Raw genomic sequence first — 22,690 nt, forward strand, 5'->3', positions numbered from 1 at the left:
CGACGATGGTCGATCAGGGGGCGGTCTTGACCATCCAGACCGTGGCCAGGGCCGGAGTCACGCACGAGAGAAGGGCGAGCGGCCGGGCGTATCCCCCCACTTCGAGCTCCAGGGCCGTGGGCAGGAGCATGACCACGCCCGTCAGGAGAATGCCGAACGCGGGCAAGTGGACGAAGGGACGGAACCTGCGCAGCCGGTGCAGATTCTCCGCGCCGGCATACGACTTCAGGCCGAAGCCGGTGACCAGGATCAGGGGCCAGATCCAGAGCCCCAGGAAGGCGACGAGGAAGAAGCGGACGCTGCTGGACCGCTTGCCGTTGTCGGTCACCGGGGTCCCGGTGTCGCGGGGCGCGTAATAGATGTCCACCTCGGTGCCCGGCGCGGGCGGCTTGTGGCGGGTGTACACGCCGGGAACGGTGACTTCCCGGGGCCCGGACTCGTACGGTATGCGCAGGCTGAGGTCGGTGAGGTAGTACGGGTCCCGGTCCTGGTCGCCTGCGTGGAACTCGGGCTTGCCCGCGAGGCGGACGACCGTCACCTCGTACTCGTCGTATCCAACGGCCTCCAGACGCTCGGTCTCGCGGCCGTAGGAGCTGCTGACGGTGAAGGCCGTCAGGATGGCGGCGAAGGTGGCCACGGGGACGCCGAAGGAAATGAGGTACGGCAGGACGGGGTTCGGCTCCCGGCTCTCCCGATAGGGCTTGCTCAGCGGGTCGCGGGCGCGGGCGGCGGCCCTGTACGAGGCGGTCACCCAACCCGCCGCACAGACCACGGCGAGGCCGGCGAGGATCAGCTCGGGGACGAGCGGCGGGTACGGCGACACCCCCCAGACGGAGGCGGCCACGGCGCCGGCGCCGCTGAGGACCATGCCCCAGCCGGTCAGCGTGGTCGCGGTACTGCGGGCGGGCATGCTCATGGCGTGCAGCATAGGCGGCGACGCTCCCGGCGCGGTCATGGGTTTCAGTGGCCGGTACCCGGTCGGGCGGGCCGGGCGCTTGCCAGCCGTGGACAGTTCCGCTCCACGTCACGGCCTGCGGTCGTGGTCACCAGGGTTGGCCGGCCCGGTAGAGTACGGGGGCAAGCGCGGCAAGAGGCCGTGCCGTCGCCACGAGATATACACGTCGGCTCCTGGCCTGCTGCCTCCATGCGCAGCGCGATACTCATGAGACTCCGCCACGGCCACTGTGGCAGCCTGCGGACATGACGTGGGAGCTGCGAGAACATGCCGGACGGCACTACGCCATCCTGTTCCATTACGCCCTGCCCGACGACGCGTGGTCCGTGGAGCTGAGCGTGGCTGTGCCCACGGCGGCCAGGGTGGCCGAGAACTCGGACGCCGCGGTGACCCACCTTCCCGGTGTTGCCGTCCTGCGAGCCCTCGTACCGGACGAGGACCCGAAGCTGGAACCGACCGTCCGCGTCTACAGCCCGGACGAGCAGGTCGTGCCCTACGAGATCCTGCGGTGGTTCATGGAAGAGGTGGCCGACCAAGTCGAGCGCTGTCGTGCGGCGTTCGAGATGGAGAAGGGTGAAGCGGTGGAGTGATGGGGCGGGTCGAGTGACAGGTCGGGGGCCCGTGGTCACTGACTCGTCCGAGCACGAGCAACGGCCGCACACGCTTGTCAGTCCCAAGAGTTGAAGAGGACGCCACCCAGTGTGGTGATGTCGTACAGGCGGACCTGACGCCACTCGGTCGGCCCCAGCACTGAGGTGTCCACGTCGGAAAGCGGCGTGCCGAGTTGTTCGCTGCTCAGGACGACGAAGCCCGAGTCCGTGAAGGCCCGCGCCCACGATGGTGGCGCAAGGAACTCATCTCCGTACCAGTCACGACGCGCCCCGGCGAACGCGATCCACGGGTGATGGGCGTGACAGAGGACGATGCTCTCGCCCGCACGTCCGACGACCGTCGCGGTGTGGAACGTCCGGGGATACGCCTGTTCCTCGAACTCTTCCACTTGGCCCTGTGCGCTCCGGGCCGCAGCGTGCAGTGCGGCGCGGAACGCCCGTAGGTCGGTCCGCGGGAGCGGGTTGTCCTTCGGGCGGAAGTAGCCTGTCGCCCCCCGCGGCACCACGAAGCCGGCGTTCCCGTCGTGCACCATGCCGCTCATTGTGCCCGCGACGACGTGGCGGCGGGGAGGAGGGTGGGCTGCGGTACCCCTCGCCCGGCCGCATCACCCGCCGACAGGCGGTGACCGCCCGGTGTGCTCGACGGCCTGAGGCGGATGGGCGGCCTTCTGGTTTCATCATGGAGCTCGCCCCCTGTAGGCGGTCGTCCGAGACGTCCGTCACCAGCGCTCATACACGGTGAAGGCGCTCCCCTCGCCCCCTCCCACCACGACCACCAGGTCCTGATGGGCAAGCACGGCCCCCGCGCCCGCCACACGGTCGCGGAACGCGCGCTCGTCCTCCTCGTCGCCCGTGGCCGCGTCGACGACGAACATCAGGTCGCCGTTCTTGTAGCTGGGCCTCACCACCGTCACCCGGCCGTCGGCCACGTCGAACGCGTCGCCCCCACCGCCCTTGCGCCACAGTTCGCCGCCGGTCGCCAGGTCGAAGGCGACGACCCCGCTGAAGGGGCCGCCCTGCCTCTTCCCCGGCCCGGCGAGAGCGAAGAGCCGTCCGTCCTCGACGACCGTCGTGAAGATCTGGCCGTAGTCGCCGACGGCGTCGATCCTGCTCTGGGCGCGGCCGTCCGCTCCGAAGGCGAGAACGGCGCTCAGGCCGCTGCCGTCCGCTTCGTGGACCCGCACGGTCGGCGGATCGGCGGAGGCGACGCTCAGCTCCGCATCCGCGTCGACACCGCGCCGGGCATCGACGGGCACGGTCCACCGTGTCGTGCCGTTCACCGGGTCGAACGCGGCAACCGTGGCCTCGGTGCCGCACATCGAGGCGGCGACCACCTGCTTCGGGGCGAGGCCGAGGCCGTGCGGGGCGCAGCCCTTCGGCAACGGGGCCGTCCAGCGCGGGGCACCGGTCTTCAGGTCGACGGCGCGCAGGCGGCCACCTTCGAGGAGAACACCCAGGCCTCCGCCGGCAGTGACGACATCGTCCAGGAACGCCGCCGAGACACCGGTGGTGCGCCACAGCTCCCTGCCGTTGGTGAGGTCGACCGCCACGACGGTGACGCAGTCCTTCTCTTCCGGCCTCGCCTCGCGGAATGCGATCAAGGCGACCCCGGCGGCCGTGTCGGCACTCGACCCGCACGTCTCGGCCCTGGAGGGCACGAGGTACTCCCAGCGCCTCTTCCCCGACCGGACGTCGAAGGCGGTCGCACCGTCGAAACGGCTGCGGACGACGGTGTCGCCGACGAGCCAGGTGCCGTTCCCGCCCTCGGCGGCCTCGCTGTCACGCGGTGCCTCCCATACGGTGGTCATCGCGTTGCCGGGCAGGTAGCCCGGCATGACGAGGTAGACGAAACCCGTGATGAGGGCGAGCCCGATGGCGGCCGCGGCGGTCACGGCGAGGGCTGCGCCCCACCTGACCGTCCGTCGTGGCCGAACGGCGCCCCCACCGTTCGTCGATTCGGTCATACGATCCCACCCCTGGTTCGACCGGCGAAAAATCAACAGGTTAGGTGATCTTCGACCAGCAGGCACCGGGTGGCTGCCGTATCAGGCAGTCTCCGACTGCTGCTGCGACCGGCGAGACGCAGGGGAAACAGGGCTTCGACCACCGAGACAGTGGTGCGACGCCGCGACCCGCAGCGGGCAGCCGCCGCTCTCGCAGCACTGTGAGCGCGGGACGGGACGACAATACCTAGTCCGGTACGGATCGCAGGAGGGACTGGGCAGTGCGGACGGCGTGTGCGCGCAGTTGCCGGTAGGCGTGCTGCTCGCTTGCCGGAGCCTGGGACTTGAGGTTGTTGAGGTGGTCGACGCGCGGAACCAGCGTTCCTGGTAGCCGTAGAGGCGTTGCTGGGCCTGGGCCAGGCAGCCGTCGGTGTGCCGGCGGACTTCGTGTCCGCTGGGCAGTGTGAGCGTGAGTTCGGCCCGTCCCGTGCCGAACAGCGCTTCGCTGACCCTGCGTTGTTCCTCGGCGTCGGCCGGTTGCCGGTCCGGACGCGGTGGCGTGAGGCCCTGGCGTGTCAGGCGCGCTCGGTGAGGAGGAGCTGGGCGGCCTTGACGGTGTCGTCCGGGCCGAGCGGAGTCGCCTTCGGGGCCGTACAGGCGGTCAGGGCGAACAGTGCGGTGAGCAGCACCAGGGCCAGGGCACGGCGGGGGTGAGGCGGCACGCAGTGACGCGGCCCGGTCGGCAGCCCGTCGGGGCGCCGCCCGTCGCGGGGAGGGGTCTTGGCTGCGTACATGATCATTCAACCGTGCGGTGTGGGCGGCGGGTAACGGCTCGATCCGACCGTTCACTCCGGTGAGCGATGGCACCGCGCGCGGCACTGCGAGGAGGCCACGGCGCCTCGGCGTCGTCCAGGGGCGTAGGGTGCGGCCATGCCGCTGAGTCGTGTGGGTGCGACGAAGGTTCAGACGATGCGCCCGCAGTCTCGGCACCGGTACACCGGCACGCCTGAGTCCAGGCCCCGTACCCGCTTCACTCCCCGCCCATGCCGGCAGTCGGAGGCGTGATACCTCGGGTAGCCGGTGCTCGGGTCACGGACGGGGCGGGACCAGAGGAAGCGTTCCAGCCGGTCCAGCAGCCGTTCGACGAATCCCGCCATGGCCTCACGGTACTGCTCGCGCCGTGGGTCGTCACCACCCACGCAGACCTCACGGGTGGCCGTCGCCCGGGTTTCCGTCACGACTCGTCGACGAGGGTCAGCCGGAGGTGGCCGATACCGTCACCGCATTCCGCCAGGACTTCGACGGCTGACGCGCCAACGCGGAGGCCCGTGCCGATTCATTCCCCGGGGCCGGACGCCGGCTCACCCGTCACACCCCGCCCGGCCGGGGATGCCGCCTCCAGGGCATCGGCGCGCTTCTCGAGGTCGGCGGCGATGTCGTCCCAGTCCGGGCCGTGGAGGTAGAGGCTGCCCGCCGCCTCCCTCATGAGCGCCGGGTCATCGGGCCGCTGGAGGAGTACGAGCCGGTAGGCGAGGTTGCGGATGCGGACCGGCAGGTAGCCGTCGACCAGGTTCGGGGTCAGTTCCCGCAGCATGGCCAGGATCGCGTCGGCGTCGGCGAACGTCAGGCGCTCGATGAAGAAGGCCTCGTCGTGCCGGTGATCGCACGGCGGTGTGGGCCGGTATTCGTCCCCGTAGAGGCAGCGGGCGTCTTCCGTGAGCGTGGCATGCATGGACGTCAGCCTACGGCGCGCCGGTGCGGTGGGGGCCTGGAGCGGGTCTCCGGTGGGACGTGGGGCACGTACGACAGGCACTGGTGTGTGGTGGGGCCGTGGGGCGCACGCTCGCCATCGTGTGCTGGGTGCCGCCGCCGGCGTCCGGAGGTGCGTGGCTGTCCTGCGCGCGCATCCAACCGGCTTGATGTGCACGGTTCGGGAGTGGCTTCCGGCGCCGGCCGGGTAGGGAGGAGCGCATGCCTGAGATTGTTGAGGCCGGGATGTGGGGCCTGGTGGCCGGCTCGGCGCTGCTGCTGGGGGCGTTGGTCGGGTACGGGTTGCGTGTGCCGCGGTGGCTGGTCGCGTACGTGATGGCGTTCGGTGCCGGAGTGTTGCTGTCGGCGGTGTCCTTCGAGCTGGTGGCGGAGGCGTACGACGAGGGCGGCCTCGCCCCGGCGGCGATCGGCACGGTCGGCGGGGCCGTCGCCTACACGGCGGGGAACGTCTGGCTCGCGCGGCGCGGCGCCCGCCACCGTAAGCGCAGTGGCTCCCGCAAGCAGCCGTCGGAGTCCGAGCAGGGCGGCTCCGGGCTGGCGCTGGCGCTGGGGGCGTTGCTGGACGGCGTACCGGAGTCGGCGGTCATCGGGGTGGGCCTGCTCAAAGGGGGCGCGGTCAGTCTGGTGACGGTGGTGGCCGTGTTCATCAGCAATGTGCCGGAGGGGCTGTCCAGCTCGGCGGGGATGAAGCGGGCGGGCCGCGGCAAGGCGTACGTGTTCGGCGTGTGGGGCGCGATCGCGCTGGCGAGCACGGTCTCGGCGGTGCTGGGGTACGCGGTGGTGGGCGGACTGTCCACGACGGTGGTGGCAGCGGTCACGGCTGTGGCGGCCGGTGCCATCCTCGCCATGATCGCCGACACCATGATTCCCGAGGCCTTCGAGGACGCGCACCTGGCCATAGGGCTGATCACGGTGTGCGGGTTCCTCGTGTCGTTCGCTCTGTCGCACGCCTGAGGCGCGGAGGCGCGGAGGCGCGGGAGTCGGGGAGGTCCCTTCGGTCCGGTCCCGTAGGGTGGGGTGTATGCGCAGGCCGACGGGTGAGGGGACCATGCGGGACCGACCGGTGCTCGTCTACGACGGAGACTGCGGCTTCTGCACCACCTGCGTGCGGTTCGCCGAGCGGCGTCTTGGCCCCCGCTGTGTGTCCACGCCGTGGCAGTTCGCGGACCTGGAGGAGCTGGGCGTCAGCCGGCAGCGCGCGGAGTACGAAGCCCTGTGGGTGACCCCGGTCGGGACGGTCCACGGCGGGTCCCGGGCCGTTGCCAAGCTGCTCCTGAGCTCCCGGGGCGGGTGGCCGGTCGTGGGTGCGCTGCTCGGTTTGCCCGTGGTGCGCCGGGTCGCGCACGGTGTCTACCGGCTGGTGGCGGACAACCGTCATCGCATGCCGGGCGGCACGGCGGCGTGTGCCCTGCCGGGCCGTCGCCCCACGGGCACGTAGGGCCTGTCTCGAGGTTCCGGCTCATCCGATCGTGTGCCAAGATCGCGGGATGCTACGACTCACCGACTTCATCATCGATTGCCCGGACACGATGAAGCTGGCGGCCTTCTACTCCGAGGTGCTGGGGCTTCCGGTCAAGGAGGGCAGTGACGAGAACTGGGCCGGCATCAAGCTCGGCGGGATCGAACTGGCCTTCATCCGGGTGGCGGACTACCGCGCCCCGCAGTGGCCCGACAGCGAGCACCCCAAGCAGTACCACCTCGACTTCGAGGTCGACGACATCGAGGCCGAGCAGCGCCGTGTCCTGGCCCTCGGCGCGACCTTGAAGCGGGACTGCGTCGGCCCCGAGGGCTACGGCTTCCGTGTCTACGTCGATCCCATCGGCCACCCCTTCTGCCTCTGCCGCAACAAGGGTGTCGTCTGGACCGATGAGGGCCCCGTCTGGCCCACGCGCGGCCAGTAGGCCGGTGCTACGCGGGAGGTGGAGCCGTTCGGATCCTGGCGGAGGCGGCGGCTTCACCGCTCGCCGGTCGGGGTCAGCAGGTGGCGCAGGGCGGTGCGGTCCACCTTGCCGTTGGGGTTCAGGGGTAGCGTGGGCAGCGCGGTGAGGCGTGCGGGCACCATGTACGGGGGCAGGCGGCGGTGCAGGGCCTCGCGCAGCGAGTCGGCGGTCGTCGCCTCGCCGGTGTGGGCGGCGGTGAGTTCGACACTGCCGTCGGCGGTGGGCAGGGCCAGCACGACGGCGTCCCGTACGCCCGGCAGGGCCCGCAGGGCCGCCTCCACCTCGCCGAGTTCGACCCGGTAGCCGTGCACCTGGACCTGCTGGTCGACGCGCCCGAGGTGGACGAGCGCCGGACCGCCCGCCGCGTCGTCCCCGTCGACGGGGGTGACGCGGTCGCCGGTGCGGTACCAGTGGCCGTCGGTCAGCGGGGTGGACGGGTCGTACGGTGTGCCGTCGGGCGCGAGGAACCGGCCGGCGTTGTCCGCCGGGTCGAGGTAGCCGGGGAAGCGCTGACCGCCCCGTACGCACAGCTCCCCGTCCCGCACGCGCCCTTCGAGGGCCGGGTGCAGCGGGCCGATGGGGACGGTGCCGTTGGCCGGCTCCGGCCATTCCTCGTCCCGGGCCGGCAGCCGGTAGGAGGTGCAGGTGACGGTCAGTTCCGTGGGGCCGTAGGCGTTCTCCACGACGCTGTGCGGGGCGGCGGCTCGCCACGCCCGCGCCTGCTGGAGCGTCAGGGGCTCGCCGCAGAACAGGCTGTGGCGCAAGGTGGGCATGCTGTGGGGCCTGAGTGCCCGCAGGCGCTGGGCGAGTGAGATCACCGAGGGTACGGAGTTCCAGTGCGTCAGGGCGTGCCGCTGCACGTACCGTACGGGCCGCAGGAGGTCCTGGCGCTCCACCGCCACCAGGGTGGCACCCGAGCCCCAGGCCGCGTACATGTCGAGTACCGACGGGTCGAAGGTGAGGTCGAAGGTCTGCGACAGGCGGTCACCGGGGCCCGCCCCGTGGTGCGGCACGGCGTGGGCGAGGTAGGCGTGGATGTTGCGGTGCCGGACGGGCACGCCCTTCGGTACGCCGGTCGAGCCGGAGGTGAACAGGATGTACGCCAGGTCGTCGGCGCCGGGCCGCGGTGCGGGCAGGCCGGGGTCGGCCGCGGCCGCGAGGGCGGGCAGTTCGTCGTCGGCCAGCCGCAGCACCGGGGCGGGGAGCCGGTCGGCGTGCTCGCAGGTTCCGTCGGTCAGCACGGCGTCGAGCGCGGCCGCCCGGGTGACGGCGGTGTTGCGCTCGGCCGGGAAGGCCGGCCCCAGCGGCACGACCGTGGCGCCCAGCCGCTGCACGGCGAGGTAGCCGGCGTACGCCACCGCCGTGCGCCCGGCCGCGAGGCCCACGCGGCGCGGCACCTCACCACCGCGCAGGTCCACCAGCCGAGCCGCCACCCGGTCGGCCAGCGCGGCCAGTTCGCCGTACGTCAGCCGGGTGGCACCGGCCTCCAGTGCGATCCGCTCACCATGAGCGGGCACCGACTCCGCGAACCAGTCGTGCAGCGTGCGGAACTCCCCTGCCATTGGTGCCCTCACCCTTCCCTCGTCCTCTCCCCTGCCATCCATGGCCCCTGCTCGCCGCCCGTCCACACCGAGGCGTGATCCGGCGGCCCGTACGCACAGCTCAGCGGGGTCGCCGAGATCCCGCGCAGCGCCGTCCACCGGTAGGGACCCCACCGGCCGCAGCGGCTCCCGGGCGCCACGCCGACGTTCCACGGCCGGCCCGCCAGGCCCCGCCCGTCCGCCTTCACGCACGCCTCCTGCGCGGTCCACACCCAGGCGACCTCCTCGGCCGCACGGGCCGCCGGCAGCCCGGCGAGCGCCTCGGCTCCCCGCTCGCCCAGCAGCCGGCGCGCGAACGACTCCGTGACGGTCGCCTCCGGCCGCTGGACGTCCACGCCCACCCGCGCGCCCACCGCGACGGCGGCCGCGAGGCTGCCCCGGCTGTGCGAGACGCTGACGCCCACGTCGGGGCAGGCGCGCAGCCAGGGCTTGCCGTGTACGTCCGGAACGACGGCGCACCGGGCGAGCTCCGGCCGGACGGCGGTGAGCAGGCGCCGCAGCAGCCCGCGGCCCGCCAGGAACTCGCGGGCCCGCCACTCCGGCAGGGCGGCCGCCCGCGACAGGTCGTCGCGGTGGGTGCTGGGCCGGGTCGCGGAGAGCTCCCCCGTGATCACCCACACCCCGTCGGCGACCGCGCACGGCGCCGTCACCACGGCGTACCCGGCGTACCCGTCGGAGCCCCCAGGCCCGCCGCGTCCCCCGGCCCCGCCAGACCCGCCAGAATCCGTTCCGCGTCCTCGGCGACCAGGCCGAGCACCACCTCCGTGGCGCCTCCGCCGATGCCGAACAGCGCCGCCTGCGCCCGGATCTCCTGCATCCCGCCCGAGGCGAACCCGGCCGCCCCCCACAACTGCGCGCACTCGCCCAGCACATGGCCGACCGTGGCACCGGCGGCCGCCTTGAGCGTCGCACCCGCCACCGTGTCGTACGCGGTCGCGACCGGCTCCGCCCAGGCGTCGGTGAGGGCGCGCAGTTCGCGCACCCGCACGAGGCAGACCGCGAAGCGCTGCCGTACGGACTCCAGGTCCCACACGCTGCCCTCGCCGTGCTCCCGGGCGGACAGCCGCCGGTGGGTGTCGGCGAGCACCCGGCGGCACAGGGAGACGCCCCACAGCGCGCCGGCCAGCCGTTCGGCGGCGATGTGCCGGGCGAACACCGGCAGCCCCAGCCCGACCCGCCCCACGACGTGGTCCCGGGACAGGCGTACGCCGTGGAAGTCGGCGTGCCCGGCGCCGGAACCGGCGAAGAGCGCCGAATCGGCGGCCCGTACCGTCACGCCCGGTGCGTCGGCCGGAACCAGGACCCAGGTGAAGTGCGTGAAGTGCCGGCCCTCGCGGTGCCGGGCGAGCACCAGGAACGCCTCGGCCGTGGTGGCGTTGGCGATCCACCGCTTCTCCCCGGTCACCTCGACGGTGTCCCCGTCGAACCGCGCCCGTGTGCGCAGGCCGGCCAGGTCGGTACCGGCGGTCTCGTCGGTGGCCGCGAGCGCGACGGTCGCCCGCCCGGCGAGGGCGCGTTCCAGCAGCCCCTCCACGACCGGGCCGGTGCCCGTCGCCAGGACCGGCAGCGCGGTGGCCAGTTGCACGGCGGCCGACAGGGTGGCCGCGATCGAGAACCGGGCGTCCAGTGCGTCCAGGACCGCGCCGAGCCCGCCCGGGTCGACACCGGCCCGTACGGAGCGGCCGCGGTACGCCCGTACGACGCCGCCGGCCTCGCCGAGCGCCGCCCACACCGCGGCCCCGCCGGCGGTGGGGGGCAGGGCGTCCAGGCCGCCGGAGAAGGGCGGGCCGGGGAGGGCGCGGTCGCCGGCCGCCCGTGGTGTCGGCTCAGGCAAAGGTCACTCCCCGGTCGAGCAGCGCCAGCCGGCCGTCGGCGAGGTGGAGCCGGTCGTTGCTGTAGTTGAGGGCGGCGGACCGCAGGTCGCGCACGGCGAGTTCCAGGCGGGTCGGCGAGTCCTTGAGGTAGCCGTGCCGCAGGCCGACCAGTTCCACGAGGCCGTCGACGGCCGCCGCGCACTCCTCGGAGGCGGTGATCTTCAGCGAGTTCAGCAGCAACTGCCGCGAGGGCCGCGACAGGTCCTCGCCGGACTCCACCACGTCCACCGCGTGGGCCAGCAGCGCGTGCACCGTGTCCAGTCGCTGCCGGACACGGGAGAGGCGGGTCAGCAGCAGGTCCGAACCGGTGTCGAAGCGGTCACGGCCCGCCGGGCCGCGCATCAGCTCCAGCACCCGGGACAGTGCTCCCGCCGCCGTGCCGAGCCACACGGCCGACCAGCCCACGTGGGCCAGCGGCCCGAACACCTTCCCGGCGATCTCGCGGAACTGCCCCCGCTCCCCCACCACGTGGTGCCCCGGCACGCTCCCCACCAGGCGCAGGGGAACGCTGTGGCTCGCCCGCATCCCCATGGGGTCCCAGTCGCCCGAGCCGGACACCTCGAGCTGCTCGCGGTCCGCGTACACCAGCGACACGTCGGTCTCCGTCGAGTCGCCGGGTCCGCGCATGGTGATGAGGAAGCCGTCGGCGTGCGCGCCGCCCGTCACGATGGGTGCGAAGCGGTCGATGCGCAGTCGGTCGGCGGTGGCCTCCAATGGGGCGCGGGCCGTGAGCAGATGGCCGCCCTTGCCCGCCTCGGTGGTGACGGAGGCGAGGTAGACCTCGCCCGCCGCGATGCGGGGCAGGAGTTCCTTGCGCAGTTGGTCGTCCGCGTACCGCACCACGGCCGCGGCCTGCTGGCAGTGCATGGCGAAGATCATGCCGACGGACATGTCGGCTCGGCCCAGTGTCTGGGCCGCCGCCACCAGGTCGCGCACGGTTCCGCCGAGGCCGCCGTGCTCGACGGGCACCAGCAGGCCCAGCAGGCCGGTATGGCGCAGCTCGTCGAGGGCTTCCACGGGGAACGCCGCGTCGCGGTCGGTGCGGGCCAGGTGGGTTTCGGTGACCTCCGCCACCCGGGCCAGCGCGCCGGTGAGGTCCGGTCCGCCGGGCCGTCGGGGCCGTGTGCTCACGCCGCCTCCTCGTCGCCGGTGCCGCCGGGGAGCTGGGCGGCGATCGCGCGCCAGAGGTTGCCGGCGGAGGCGAAGGTGACGTCGTTCAGCTCCTCGTCGGGGAGCGAGATCCCGAAGGTGTCCTCGATGGCGAAGAGCAGCTCGATCGCCTGCATGGAGTCGACACCCAGCCTGCGCAGGTCGGTCTGGGGGGTGATGACGGTGTCCTCGGAGGCGTTCTTCAGGAAGGGGCGCAGGAGTCGGGTGAAGCGGTCGTCCATGACGGTCCTTTCGGCAGGGGGGCGTGGGGTGTTCGCCGGGGCGTGGGTCAGCGGGCGATGCGGCACAGGTCGTCGACGCGGCGCAGGTTCTCGGGCACGAGTTCGCCGCCCAGCTCGTGGCCCAGTTCGTCCTCGAGGCGCTCGACGATCTCGACGAGCCGGAAGGAGCTGAAGGAGGCGTACGACGCGAACTCCGCCCCGCTCAGCAGGGGTTCCTCGGGCACCCCGAGTACGGTGGCGGCGACGGCGGCCACGCGGCGGCGCAGGGCCTCGTACTCCGCCCGGCCGGCCGTCCCGGCGGGCCCGGTGGCCGCGTCGCCGGGCGCACCGGGGAGCGGGGCCGCCCGGCCGAGGACCTTCACCTCGTCGGCCAGCACCGCTCGCAGCCGGTCCACCACGCCCGGCGGCTCGGCGCGGCCACGGGCGACCCGGCGGTGGGCGAGGTACGTCTGCTCCACGACCGTGTCCCAGGCGCCCAGCAGGTCCCGCTCCGCCCTGTCCTCCTGGCGCCCCGCGTGGAGGGCCCGGTACTTCACGTGCAGCTTGCGCGTCCGGGCCAGGAGCCACGTCTCGGCGGTGAGCCGCTCCACGGCGAGCGCGCGGTCCTCGCACGCGTCGTACGCGGCGAGGTACGACTCCACGGCCTCGGTGTCCGGGTCGCCGGCCGTGTACGCGGTGGGCGGCAGCGCGGCGACGGGCGGAGGGGGCACCGCCTCGAAGGTGATGACCTCGCCGGGCCCGATCCCCGCCAGTTCCCGCGGGGAGAAGACCCAGGCCCCCGGCACGGCCGCGCCCCACCGCGTCTCGACGCGGTAGGCGTCGGTCACGTGCCCGCCCCCGGGGCCGGCGGACAGGAGGAAGCTGTGGTCCATGTGCTCCTGCCCGTGGTACGGCAGCCAGGGCATGTCGTGGGCGTCGGCGACGACGTAGTGCGTACCGCCGCCCCACCGCGCCGGGTCGGGCAGGTCCCCGCGGGCGAACCGCTCCCTGCGCGCGGGCCGCAGGCCCAGGAGCCGGCCCGCCGCGTCGAGCTGGACGTCCAGCGGCGGATCGACCGTGGGCAGCCCGTCGTCCCCGGGCCACCAGGCGAAGCGCAGGGGCGCGCCGAGCCGCAGGTGCGTGCCGGGGCCGTGGGCGTGGTCGGCGAGCACGGCCAGGTTGACCTGGACGCAGTCGAGGAGACCGGTGTGGACCGAGTCGAGGTCGAAGCGCTCGGGTCCGGGGGTGTCGGCCATGTCGTTGCACAGTCCTCGGGTGGGGAGAGGGACGGTCGGACGGGGCGGGGCGGGGTGGCCCGGATCGCTCAGATCCACGGGGGCAGCTCGGGGAGCCGTCCCGTGGTCTGAAGGGCGTCACCGGAGGCTCGGCCGGAGAGCCAGGCCAGGATGTCGGCACGCTCGCCGAGGACCACGGGGCCGGGCGGGCGGGCCGGAGGGGCGGGGTCGCCGACGGCGACGTCCGGGGCGGTGCCGAAGCGGGCGAGTTCCGCGCCCGTGCGGTCGCGCAGGGTGAATTCCGGTACGCCGTCGGCCCCGGCGTAGTAGCCGAGGACGTCGTCGAGGACGATGTCCCGGGCGGTGGCGGGGATGTCGTGGAAGCCGTAGCCGATGTCCAGGTCCACGTGGTGCAGTTCCAGCTCCCGCAGCCGGATCACCAGGATGCGGCGCGGGGTGCACAGCTCGCCGGTGAACGGCCTGATGGTCGCGTCCCAGGCCGGCGCGGGCAGTTCCTCCACGGCGCGCCGGAAGTGCGCGGCGGTCCGCCGGACGTCCGCGACCAGGGCCTCGGCCGGCTGCCGGGCGCCCGCCTCGATCTCGGCGTCCCGCGCCTGCCGGTCGGTGTACTGCGGTGTCTCCACGCCGGTGCGCGCCCACTCCAGGAGCCGTTCCAGGGCCGGGGCCTGGCGGGCCAGGTGGCTCAGGACGTGGCCGCGTGTCCAGTTGGGCAGCAGGGACGGCGCGGCGATGTCGGCGTCCCGCAGCGGGCCGAGGCCGGCGAGCAGCCGGCTCGCCGCCGCGTCGAGTTCACCGAAGGACGCGGCGGTGGGGTCCAGTTCCTTCAACGTGCTTCCTCACTGAGTCGTGGAGCGGTGGGCGTGGGGGGCCTACCGCGCCAGCCGTGCGAATGCCTCGGCGATCCGGTCCAGTTGGGCGGCGATGTGCGGCAGCCGGACCGGGTCGTCGGACTCCAGCGCCTCCCGCTGCTGCTCGTCGTCCCCGTACAGCAGGCTGGTGGCCGCCTTGAAGCGCAGGGCCCGCGGGTCGTCGCCCAGCAGGTGTCCGGCGAGGACGACGATCCCGGACTCGTCCAGGAGGTGGCGGGCCAGGGTCGCCGAGTCGGTGACGCCCCGGCGGGCGAGGGCCTCCCGCAGCGGCTGGAAGTCCGGGTAGACGTAGAACCCGCCGGCCGGCGGACGGCACAGGGCGCCCGCGCCGACGGCGATCCGGTGCACCTCCCGCGCGACCGCCCCGTGCAGTCGGGCACCGGCCCGCAGCCGCTCGGCGATCTCGGGCGGTTCGGCGAAGGCGTACTCGGCCACGTGCTGCATCGGTCCGGCGAGCGTGGACCAGACCTCGCTGGCGACCGACACCACGGCGTCGCGCAGCCGTGCGCCCGTCTCGCCGTCCGGGAAGCGCGCGACGCCGATGCGCCAGCCGCCGATGCCGAGGGTCTTGGACAGGCCGCTGGTGACGACCGTGCGTTCGGGGGCCGCTTCCGCCGGGCTGAGGAAGGGGGTGGCGACGGGGTCGTGCACGATGTCCCGGTAGATCTCGTCCGAGACGATCAGCAGGTCCTCCTCCCGGGCGAGCGCGGCCAGTTCCCGTACCAGGGCCGGTGGGGCGAGGGTGCCGGTCGGGTTGTCGGGCAGGGTCAGGACGAGCAGCCGGGGGTCGTGCCCGTCGGCCCTGGCTTGCCGGAGGGTGGCGCGCAGGGCGGCCGGTTCGGGGACACCGCCGCAGTCGGCGGGGACGGGCACGCCGAAGACGCGCTTGCCCGCGTACTGGGCCTGCGGGGCGTACGTGTTCCACGCCGGCCGCGGCAGCAGCACGTCCCCCGGGACGGCCAGTTGCAGGGCCATCAGCAACGGTTTGCTGCCGGGGGCGACCACGATCCGGTCCGCCGCGGTGGGCAGGCCGCGCCGGGCGAAGTACCCGGCCACGGACCGGCGTACGCCTGGGGCACCGGCGACGGGGCCGTACGCGGCGCGGGCCGCGCCGTCCGCCAGTCGGCGGGCCAGTTGGGGCAGCAGCGGCAGGCGTGCCTCGCCGAAGGCCAGGTGCACCAGTGACTCGCCCGCGGCCGTGCGCTCGTCGACGAGCTGGTTGAGCGCCAGGTTCGGGGAAGGGGGGCGCGGGGCCGGCGTGCTCATGTCCGGTTCCTTTCCGGGGTGTGCGGTCCGGGGGCCGCCGTTCCCCATACGGCCGCGGCGAGGTCCCGGGGGGTGCCGGGGGCCGGTTCGAGCTCGTCCAGCCACGCCGCGTCCGGCGACCAGCGGGCCCGGAACGGGCGGCCCACCAGGGACGGGTCGCGCGCCTGGAGCATCCGCAGCCGGAAGAAGGAACCGTCGCCGGTCTCCTCGACCCCGTCGACCACGACCTTGCCGGGCGTGGCCGACATGACCGGGCCGCGCACCGTGCGGGCGAGACCGGGCAGGGTGCGGTAGGCGGCGCCGAAGATGTCCACGGCCCGCGCGAGCGGCACCTTGAAGTAGTCGTGCGGTCCGGTGTCCCGCTCCACGAACAGGTAGTACGGGACCGCGCCCGCCGCCAGCTCGGCCCGCCACAGGGTGCTCCAGGCGGCCGCGTCGTCGTTGACGTGCGCGATCAGCGGCGCCTGGCAGTAGACGACCGCGCCGGTGGAGCGGATGCGGGCCAGTGCCCGGCGTGCCGGGCCGGTCTCCAGTTCACGCGGGTGGCTGAAGTGCGCCATCACGGCGAGCTGCTTGCCCGCCGCGACCACCTGCTCGAACAGCCGCAGCACGTCGTCGGCGTCCTGGTCGGTGACGAAGCGCTGCGGCCAGTAGGCCACCGACTTGGTGCCGATGCGGATGGTGTCCACCGTCCGCACCTCGAGAAGGGGTTCCAGGTGGCCGCGCAGCCGCTCGGTGGACATGACCATCGGGTCGCCGCCGGTCACCAGGACGTCGCTCACCTCGGGGTGCGCGTCCAGGTAGCCGAGCAGGCCGGTGGGGTCGGGGGCGGCGAAGCGGAGGTCGGCGTCGCCGACGAACTGCGCCCAGCGGAAGCAGTAGGTGCAGTAGGCGTGGCAGGTCTGTCCCTGGCCGGGGAAGTACAGCACGGTCTCGCGGTACTTGTGCTGGAGGCCGGGTATGACGGCGCCTGCCGGGTCGCGCGGCACGTTGAGCCGCTGCTGGCCCGACGGGTGCGGGTTGAGGCGGGCGCGGATGTCCTTGACCGCGTCCCGCAGCGGCAGCCGGTCCGCCGGGTCGGCCGACAGCTTGGCGAGCTGTTCCTCGTCCGCGGCGGTGAGCATGCCCCGCTGGGGGAAGGTGAGCTGGAACATCGGGTCCTCGGGCACCCGCCGCCAGTCGATCAGCTCCGACAGGACGTACGCGTTGACCCGGAACGGCAGCACCAGGGAGATGCGGCGCACGGTCTCGCGGACCTCGTCGGACAGCCCGTACCGCGCCGCGATCTCGTCGATGTGGCGGGGCCCGTACGCCCGGAAGCGCTCGGCCCCCACCGCGCCGGCCGGTGTCACCGCGCACCCCCCGGCCGGTCCGCCTTGCGGTACAACCGGTCGCCGAGCACCAGGAAGTCCAGGTCCATGGAGCGGAACGCGGCCACCGCGTCCCGGGCGGTGTCGACGATCGGCTCGCCCCGGTCGTTGAACGAGGTGTTCAGCAGCACCGGCGGCGCGCCCCGGGTCTCCAGGGCGTCCAGGACGGCGCCCACGGCCGGTGCCTCGTCGCCGTGCAGCACCTGGGGCCTGGTCGTGCCGTCGACGTGCACCACGCCCGGGGCGACCGCGCGGCCCAGTTCGGTGGCGCGCGCGGCGCCCAGCATGTACAGGCTCAGGTGCTCCTGCCGCTCCCACAGCCGTGCCCCGTAGGCGGGGCGGGTCACGCCCGCGAAGGGGCGCCACTGCTCACGGTTCTTGATGGTGTTCACGCGCGTGTTGACGCCGGCGGTGTCCGGTACGGCGATGATCGACCGGTGGCACAGCGCTCGCGGGCCGACCTCGGCGCGGCCCTGGGCGACCGCGCCGACGGCGCCTGCGAGCAGGAGTTCCGTCACGTGGTCGATGTCCAGCGCGGTGGCCGTCAGGCCCGAGGTGTCGACCGGTTCGCCGCGCCCGGCGGGGCCGGACCCGTGGATGTCGCTGCCCAGGTAGGGGCTGAGGGCCCCGGTGCGCCGGCGGGGCGGGCGGACGGTCCAGGCCGCGCCGAGCGCCACACCGGCGTCGTGCGGCACGGGCGGTACGTACAGCGGTCCGGGCAGTGTGCCGTTGGTGCTGCAGTTGAGCGCGACACCGCCGCTGAGGCAGAGTTCCTCGACCCCGGCCGCCTTGCGGGCCAGGGCGGCGAGGTGGGTGACCGTCTCCTCGATGACGCGCTGCGCGGTGTAGGCGACGAGCACCGCCTTGGGGTCCTCGGCGAGGCGCCCCTCGGGCAGGCTCGGGGCGTCCGTCCCGGCGATGGCCGTGTAGCGCTCGCGCCAGCGGCCGACGACCGTCTCGTACTGCTCCTTGATCTCGTCGGCGGTGGCCCGGCCGGTGTTCTCCGCCAGCGGCTCCACGGCGAGCCGGAAGTCGTCGCCCCGGACGTCCACGAGCTGCTCGACCTCCAGGCCGGCGGCGCGCCCGTAGGCGGCCAGGCCCATGGTCTTGCCGGCGTTGAGGAACGAGAAGCCGAGCCAGGTGGAGGCGGCGTCGTAGGCGTAGCCCAGTGAGGCGGTGCGCTGCCAGCTCCGTTCCCTGCGCGGTGGCGCTCCCTCCTCGTACGTCCAGATCGACGAGGACTCGTTCTCCCCGTGCCCGTCGATCACCAGGACACCGGCCTTGGGGAACGGCGAGGCGTGGAAGGCGGAGGCGGCGTGCGCCTGGTGGTGCGGGACCCGGACGACCTCCGGGGTACGGGCGCCGAAGTCCAGGCCGACCGCGTAGGCGAGGAACTCGGCGTCGTCGGCGAACCGGCGCGGGTAGAGCTGCTCGCCGTCCCAGCCGACGGCGACGACGTCGATGTCGGACGCGGGGATGCCCGCCTGCTCCAGGCAGAACCGGGCGGCGTTCACGGGCTTGCGGTACAGGGAGTGGCGGCGGCGGTTGATCCGCTCCTCCTCGGAGAAGGCGACGATGTCGCCGTCACCGTTGACGAGGCAGGCGGAGGTGTCGTGCCAGCCGGTCGGCGGCGCGTTGACGCCCAGAATCCACATGGAGCGGGTTCCTTTCCTCTTCCCCCGGCCCGGTCGGCTCGGGCGGGGCCGGGGTGTCGGATGCGGTCGGTGTGTGGGGTGCCGCGCGTGCGTGGGTCAGGGGCGCGGCGCGGTGTCGGGCCCGCCGAGCGGCTCGGGGGCGGGGTGGGGATGGTGGGGGTGGGGGTGGTCGGGCTGGGTCAGGGGGTCGACGGCGCAGCGCACCGCGCGTTGCGCGCGGTCCAGTGCGGTCGCGCACTCCCGCGGGGTGTCGCCCACGGCCACCAGGGCGGCGAGGCGCGGCACGATGCCGTGCGGGGGCAGCCGGAGGACGCTCCCGGGGGCGGCGAGCGCCACGGCGCGTTCGATGCCGGGGAGGGCCGCCGCGCCGTCGACGTCCAGGGAGCGGACGACGGCGTCCTGCGCGGGGTAGAGGAACCGGACCTCGGCGCACCGGTCACGGGTGCGTTCCGGCGCGGGGGTGCGGCCGAGCGCGATGTCGGCGGCCGCGGCGATCTGGTCGACGCCCGTGGCGAGCCGGCCGAGCAGCGGGATGAAGTCCCCGCCGAGCCGGCCGTTCACCTCCACGATGCGCGGCCCGGAGCCGGTCAGGCGCAGTTCGGTGTGGGTGATGCCGGTGCGGATGGAGAGGGCCTCGTGGGCCGCGGTGAGCACCGCCCGTACCGCGTCGGCCCACGGCTCGTCGTCCCACGGCCTGACGAGGTGGCCGACCTCCTCGAAGTACGGGGCGAAGCCCAGGCGCTTGTGGGCCACGTTCAGCACGCGGACCTCGCCGCCGCTCACCGCGCAGTCGACGCTGATCTCCGGACCTCGCAGGTACTCCTCGACGATCGCCCCGTCGAGCCGGTCGATGCCGGGGAAGGCCGAGGAGACGGCCTGCTCGTAGGCGTGGGCGACCTGTTCGGCGCCGCCGGCCACGGTGACCCCGATGCTGCCGGCGAGGGCGCGCGGTTTGACGACCACGGGCAGGCCCAGTTCCTCGGCCGCCGCGACTGCCTCCTCGCGGCCGTGCACGTGCCGGAACCCGGCCGAGGGCACGCCCGCCGCGGTCAGGACGCGGCGCGTGGTGAGCTTGTCGCGGCAGCCGCGCACCGCCCGGGGGCTCATGTGCGGCAGCCCCAGCCGGCGGGCGACCTCGGCGGTGGTCTCCAGCAGGGTCTCGTCCCAGGTGAGCACCGCTCCCGGGCCGGGGCGGCCGGTCAGCAGCGAGGCGACGGCCCGGGTCGTGTCGTCCGCGTCGGCGGTGTCGGCGGCCCGGAACCGGTCGGCCACGTACGGACGTTGCCAGTCGATGTCCTGCGGCTGGACCAGGGCGGTCTCCACGTGCGCGGCCGCGCTGTCCAGGGCGTACCGGCGGTAGGGCGGGTTGCCGCAGCCGACGACGACCAGACGGGCGGGCGCGCCGGGGTCGACCGGGGTGCTGGTGAGCCGTGTCCGCTCGGCCGTGCGGCGGATCGCCGCCTCGACCTCGGCGCTGCTCGTGCCGGAGAACCGGAACCGTGCCCCGGCGTGTTCGTAGCCGCCGCCCCGCATCAGCGCCCCGGTCTCGGGGACGACCCGGGCGTACGCGCCGCCGTCCTCGGGGACGGTGGCCTCCTCCACGCGGCACGGCGGCGGGACGGAGGGCGGTACGAGCAGCCAGCCGGCCACCGCGCCGGGCCGGGGCAGCGTGGGCGGGGTGGGGTCGGGCGCGCCGGTCTGGTGGGCGAAGGCCGCCGCCATCAGGTCGACGCCGTGGACGTCCCGCCAGACGAACGGGACTTCGGCGCCGCCCGGACGGGCTCCGATCTCGAGCACGGTGAGTTCGCCGGAGCCGCTCGCGAAGAGCTCCAGGTGGAACACCGACGGCCCGGACAGCAGCGCCCGGGTGGCGGCGCCGGTGATCTCGCCGATCCGGGCGAGGAGCTCGGGGTCGTCGATCTCGACCGAGCCCAGGGCGGTGCCGGTGGTGAACTCCCAGCAGGTGTTCAGGTAGCGGGAGGCCCGCCAGGGGCCGAGGGCGGCGCCGGTGAAGACGCCGTCCACGTGCAGGACGTCGTCGGGCATCCACGGCTGGACGAGCATGCCGGTGTCGGACGGGAAGGCGTACCGCGTGAGCTGCTCGGGGGTGTCCAGCCGGGTGATGCCGGCGCTGGCCGTGCCCCGGCGCGGTTTCAGCAGCACCGGCCAGCCGTGCTCGGAGGCGAACGCCGCGACCGCGTCGTGGTCGCCGGCCTCCGCGGTGGCCGGCACCGGCACACCGGCCGCGTCCAGCCGCCGAGCCATGAGGAGCTTGTCGCGCAGCGGGCGCAGTTCCTCCTCGCCGGGTCCGGGCAGGCCGAGTTCGCCGCGCAGTTGGGCGGCGAGGTCGAGGTCGGTCTCCTGGAGGGCCACGACGCGGGTCGGCGGGCCGGTCTGTTCGGTCAGCGCGTCGACGGCCTCCCGTACGGCCTTCTCGTCCTCGGTGCTGTCCACGAGGCGGAGGCCGGCGGCCTGGTCGACGGGGAGGTGGCGTGCGGCCTGCTCGGTGGTGATGTAGCTGACCCGGTGGGCCGTGTGGTCGACGTACCCGGCGTAGTCGGCGTAACGGTCGGTCCACCGGTGGATGACGATCACGTGGTGGCGCACGGAACCTCCTGGAGCGACAACGGTGTACGGGGGTACGGGACGGGGGTGGGGGACGGGGACGCCGCGACGGGCGGGCACGGGACGGGCGGGCTCGGAGGTGGGCGGCGCGGTGCTCCTTCTCGGGCCGGGTGGTTGTGTTCTCAGGCCCGGTGGCCGTGTTCTCGGGCCGCGTGGCCGTGGGCGGCGGTCAGCAGGGTGTCGTGCAGGTCCCACAGGAGGGCGGCGCACGTCTCGCGCCGCAGGTCCTTGGCGGTGAGACGGACGGAGAGGGTGTGCTCGTCCTCCAGCGCCCGTGCGTAACAGCGGGGGCCGATCGTGGTGAAGGGCTCCTCCCACACGAGGGTGGCCTCGCCCTCGGTGCCCCCGTCCGGCGCGTCCGGGGCCGGGACCTGCCTGTCCTGCGCCGTGTCCCGCCCGTCCGGCAGCGGGCCCGCCGCGGCCGGTGGTACGGCGACGAAGTTGAACGCGCAGGCGGCTTCGGGCGCCCCGGGGGTACGAGCGCGGAGCGCCGCGACCGCCCGTACGTCGTGCGTGCCGTGCCGGAACGCGGCCAGCCCGCTCCAGTGCGCGGCACGGGCCAGTTCGGCGAGGGGGGCGCCGGTGTCCTCGATCAGGGCCGGCACCCATTGGTTCATGGACGTCACGGTGTCCCGCCAGCGTGCGGTGAACCGGTTGGCGCTCATCAACTGCACCATCAGCCGCTCGCCGCTGGTGCCGCTGCCGTGGCCGTCGGAGTGGCAGCGGCGGGCGACGGCGCCCGCGAAGGCGGCGAGGACCACACCGGCGACGGAGACTCCCTCGCGGGCGGCGATCGTCCGCGCGGCGGCGCGTGCGCGGACGGAGGTCAGGGTGCCCTGGACGGCGGTGCCCGGTGCTTCGGCGTCACGCGGAAGACCGGTCGGCGGGGCGGCGTCGAGCACGTGCTCCCAGTGGGCGAGCGCGGCGCGTTGCCGCCGGAGACCGGCGGGTGAGTACTGGTCCGCCGCCAGTTCGGCGGGGCCGGGCGGCGGGGCCCCGAGCCGTCCCGGATCGGTGATCTCCCGCAGCAGTTCCTGGCGCAACTGCTCCTGGGCCCATGCGTCGGCGACGATGTGGTGTTTGGCGAAGAGCAGGTGGGAGGGCGCTGTGCCGCGGGTCACCAGGCGGGCCCGCCAGCCGTGTTCGCGCCCGAGGTCGAAGGGGCGTGCCGCGAGGGCGAGTGCGGCGTGGGTGAGGGGTTGTTCGTCGTCCCCGCCGGTGTCGGTGAGGTCGACCGTGGCGCGGATCTCCTCGTCCGGAGGCAACTGGCGTGGGTCGTCGGGGTCGTGGAGGTCGTAGCGCGTCCTGAGCGAGGGGTGGCGCAGTGCCAGTGCGTGGAGGGCGGCGCTGACCGCTTCCGTTCGCGTGCCCCGCGGAAGGGCCCACACGGCGGCGTTGTTGGGTTCGTGCCGGCGCGAGGGCGGCAGGTCCCGGATGTCGTGCCAGACCGAGAGCTGCCCTAGGGACAGGGGGGTTGTCTCGGCCATTCACACTCCACTCACATTGCTTCCGCGATGCGGAATACGATTTCCGTTGCGATCATCAAGCTGCCATACGGCGCCGACACCTGTCCAGCGCCGACATG

The 22,690-nt window shown here is 73.9% G+C and carries 21 protein-coding genes; 4 read left to right on the forward strand and 17 right to left on the reverse strand.

Annotated features, from left to right (window positions below; all coding sequences use genetic code 11):
- Positions 1-13: 13 nt before the first annotated feature.
- The gene (locus E2B92_RS01120; protein ID WP_126885097.1) at positions 14-916 is read right to left on the reverse strand and encodes a hypothetical protein; all 903 of its coding nucleotides are present in this window, start codon (positions 914-916) and stop codon (positions 14-16) included.
- Positions 917-1,200: 284 nt separating this feature from the next.
- Here E2B92_RS01120 and E2B92_RS01125 point away from each other — a divergent pair, with 284 nt between their 5' ends.
- Positions 1,201-1,545 (forward strand): hypothetical protein, encoded by a 345-nt coding sequence (locus E2B92_RS01125; protein ID WP_126885096.1) that lies wholly within the window; start codon positions 1,201-1,203, stop codon positions 1,543-1,545.
- A gap of 77 nt (positions 1,546-1,622) precedes the next feature.
- Here E2B92_RS01125 and E2B92_RS01130 read toward each other — a convergent pair whose 3' ends face one another.
- The 4 genes from E2B92_RS01130 to E2B92_RS01145 form a co-directional block, all read right to left on the reverse strand.
- Complete coding sequence (locus E2B92_RS01130) at positions 1,623-2,099, reverse strand: hypothetical protein (RefSeq protein ID WP_126885095.1); 477 nt, start codon at positions 2,097-2,099, stop codon at positions 1,623-1,625.
- Between the two features lie 186 nt (positions 2,100-2,285).
- Positions 2,286-3,458, reverse strand: a complete 1,173-nt coding sequence (locus E2B92_RS01135) for an outer membrane protein assembly factor BamB family protein (protein ID WP_160159722.1) — start codon at positions 3,456-3,458, stop codon at positions 2,286-2,288.
- A 626-nt stretch (positions 3,459-4,084) separates the two neighbouring features.
- Positions 4,085-4,303, reverse strand: a complete 219-nt coding sequence (locus tag E2B92_RS33200) for a hypothetical protein (RefSeq protein WP_235023630.1) — start codon at positions 4,301-4,303, stop codon at positions 4,085-4,087.
- Between the two features lie 542 nt (positions 4,304-4,845).
- A complete protein-coding gene (locus tag E2B92_RS01145) occupies positions 4,846-5,241 on the reverse strand; it encodes a hypothetical protein (RefSeq protein WP_126885092.1) in 396 nt (131 codons plus the stop codon).
- Positions 5,242-5,480: 239 nt separating this feature from the next.
- Here E2B92_RS01145 and E2B92_RS01150 point away from each other — a divergent pair, with 239 nt between their 5' ends.
- The 3 genes from E2B92_RS01150 to E2B92_RS01160 all read left to right on the forward strand — a co-directional run bounded on the left by E2B92_RS01150 (position 5,481) and on the right by E2B92_RS01160 (position 7,180).
- Positions 5,481-6,233: a ZIP family metal transporter gene (locus E2B92_RS01150; protein ID WP_126885091.1), complete on the forward strand. Its 753-nt coding sequence runs from the start codon at positions 5,481-5,483 to the stop codon at positions 6,231-6,233.
- A gap of 94 nt (positions 6,234-6,327) precedes the next feature.
- Positions 6,328-6,717, forward strand: coding sequence for a thiol-disulfide oxidoreductase DCC family protein (locus tag E2B92_RS01155; RefSeq protein ID WP_126885090.1), 390 nt, complete (start codon positions 6,328-6,330; stop codon positions 6,715-6,717).
- Between the two features lie 49 nt (positions 6,718-6,766).
- Positions 6,767-7,180 carry a VOC family protein gene (locus tag E2B92_RS01160; protein ID WP_126885089.1) on the forward strand — a complete coding sequence of 138 codons (414 nt, stop codon included), beginning with the start codon at positions 6,767-6,769 and terminating at the stop codon, positions 7,178-7,180.
- Between the two features lie 53 nt (positions 7,181-7,233).
- Here the strand turns inward: E2B92_RS01160 and E2B92_RS01165 are convergent, their stop codons facing one another.
- From E2B92_RS01165 to E2B92_RS01220, 12 genes are all read right to left on the reverse strand, one after another.
- On the reverse strand, positions 7,234-8,781 hold the full coding sequence (locus E2B92_RS01165; protein WP_126885088.1) for an AMP-binding protein: 1,548 nt from the start codon (positions 8,779-8,781) through the stop codon (positions 7,234-7,236).
- Positions 8,782-8,789: 8 nt separating this feature from the next.
- Entirely contained in the window at positions 8,790-9,473 is a 684-nt protein-coding gene (locus E2B92_RS01170; RefSeq protein WP_200836903.1) for a 4'-phosphopantetheinyl transferase family protein, read from the reverse strand.
- Positions 9,467-10,654: an acyl-CoA dehydrogenase family protein gene (locus E2B92_RS01175; protein WP_126885087.1), complete on the reverse strand. Its 1,188-nt coding sequence runs from the start codon at positions 10,652-10,654 to the stop codon at positions 9,467-9,469. The genes E2B92_RS01170 and E2B92_RS01175 overlap by 7 nt, the downstream gene beginning before the upstream one ends.
- Positions 10,647-11,825, reverse strand: coding sequence for an acyl-CoA dehydrogenase family protein (locus E2B92_RS01180; RefSeq protein ID WP_126885086.1), 1,179 nt, complete (start codon positions 11,823-11,825; stop codon positions 10,647-10,649). The genes E2B92_RS01175 and E2B92_RS01180 overlap by 8 nt, the downstream gene beginning before the upstream one ends.
- Positions 11,822-12,085: an acyl carrier protein gene (locus E2B92_RS01185; protein ID WP_126885085.1), complete on the reverse strand. Its 264-nt coding sequence runs from the start codon at positions 12,083-12,085 to the stop codon at positions 11,822-11,824. Before E2B92_RS01185 ends, E2B92_RS01180 begins: the two co-directional genes overlap by 4 nt.
- Before the next feature lie 47 nt (positions 12,086-12,132).
- Positions 12,133-13,320, reverse strand: a complete 1,188-nt coding sequence (locus E2B92_RS01190) for an acyl carrier protein (protein WP_133087349.1) — start codon at positions 13,318-13,320, stop codon at positions 12,133-12,135.
- A gap of 68 nt (positions 13,321-13,388) precedes the next feature.
- Complete coding sequence (locus E2B92_RS01195; RefSeq protein ID WP_133087350.1) at positions 13,389-14,147, reverse strand: maleylpyruvate isomerase family mycothiol-dependent enzyme; 759 nt, start codon at positions 14,145-14,147, stop codon at positions 13,389-13,391.
- A gap of 42 nt (positions 14,148-14,189) precedes the next feature.
- On the reverse strand, positions 14,190-15,455 hold the full coding sequence (locus E2B92_RS01200; RefSeq protein ID WP_126885084.1) for a pyridoxal phosphate-dependent aminotransferase: 1,266 nt from the start codon (positions 15,453-15,455) through the stop codon (positions 14,190-14,192).
- Positions 15,452-16,807 (reverse strand): KamA family radical SAM protein, encoded by a 1,356-nt coding sequence (locus tag E2B92_RS01205; protein ID WP_126885083.1) that lies wholly within the window; start codon positions 16,805-16,807, stop codon positions 15,452-15,454. Before E2B92_RS01205 ends, E2B92_RS01200 begins: the two co-directional genes overlap by 4 nt.
- Positions 16,804-18,480, reverse strand: coding sequence for a carbamoyltransferase C-terminal domain-containing protein (locus E2B92_RS01210; protein WP_126885082.1), 1,677 nt, complete (start codon positions 18,478-18,480; stop codon positions 16,804-16,806). The genes E2B92_RS01205 and E2B92_RS01210 overlap by 4 nt, the downstream gene beginning before the upstream one ends.
- Positions 18,481-18,576: 96 nt before the next feature.
- A complete protein-coding gene (locus tag E2B92_RS01215; protein ID WP_133087351.1) occupies positions 18,577-21,087 on the reverse strand; it encodes an ATP-grasp domain-containing protein in 2,511 nt (836 codons plus the stop codon).
- Between the two features lie 140 nt (positions 21,088-21,227).
- A complete protein-coding gene (locus tag E2B92_RS01220; RefSeq protein WP_126888703.1) occupies positions 21,228-22,592 on the reverse strand; it encodes a condensation domain-containing protein in 1,365 nt (454 codons plus the stop codon).
- Between the last annotated feature and the right edge of the window lie 98 nt (positions 22,593-22,690).

It is taken from the genome of Streptomyces sp. WAC05374 (assembly GCF_004353505.1).
Lineage (GTDB): Bacteria > Actinomycetota > Actinomycetes > Streptomycetales > Streptomycetaceae > Streptomyces.

Coding starts and splice junctions, on each gene's coding strand:
- E2B92_RS01190 (WP_133087349.1), bottom strand. CDS start 13,320: ATGGCCGACACCCCCGGACCCGAGCGCTTCGACCTCGACTCGGTCCAC.
- E2B92_RS01185 (WP_126885085.1), bottom strand. CDS start 12,085: ATGGACGACCGCTTCACCCGACTCCTGCGCCCCTTCCTGAAGAACGCC.
- E2B92_RS01165 (WP_126885088.1), bottom strand. CDS start 8,781: ATGGCAGGGGAGTTCCGCACGCTGCACGACTGGTTCGCGGAGTCGGTG.
- E2B92_RS33200 (WP_235023630.1), bottom strand. CDS start 4,303: ATGTACGCAGCCAAGACCCCTCCCCGCGACGGGCGGCGCCCCGACGGG.
- E2B92_RS01160 (WP_126885089.1), top strand. CDS start 6,767: ATGCTACGACTCACCGACTTCATCATCGATTGCCCGGACACGATGAAG.
- E2B92_RS01200 (WP_126885084.1), bottom strand. CDS start 15,455: ATGAGCACGCCGGCCCCGCGCCCCCCTTCCCCGAACCTGGCGCTCAAC.
- E2B92_RS01145 (WP_126885092.1), bottom strand. CDS start 5,241: ATGCATGCCACGCTCACGGAAGACGCCCGCTGCCTCTACGGGGACGAA.
- E2B92_RS01220 (WP_126888703.1), bottom strand. CDS start 22,592: ATGGCCGAGACAACCCCCCTGTCCCTAGGGCAGCTCTCGGTCTGGCAC.
- E2B92_RS01210 (WP_126885082.1), bottom strand. CDS start 18,480: ATGTGGATTCTGGGCGTCAACGCGCCGCCGACCGGCTGGCACGACACC.
- E2B92_RS01150 (WP_126885091.1), top strand. CDS start 5,481: ATGCCTGAGATTGTTGAGGCCGGGATGTGGGGCCTGGTGGCCGGCTCG.
- E2B92_RS01120 (WP_126885097.1), bottom strand. CDS start 916: ATGAGCATGCCCGCCCGCAGTACCGCGACCACGCTGACCGGCTGGGGC.
- E2B92_RS01130 (WP_126885095.1), bottom strand. CDS start 2,099: ATGGTGCACGACGGGAACGCCGGCTTCGTGGTGCCGCGGGGGGCGACA.
- E2B92_RS01155 (WP_126885090.1), top strand. CDS start 6,328: ATGCGGGACCGACCGGTGCTCGTCTACGACGGAGACTGCGGCTTCTGC.
- E2B92_RS01125 (WP_126885096.1), top strand. CDS start 1,201: ATGACGTGGGAGCTGCGAGAACATGCCGGACGGCACTACGCCATCCTG.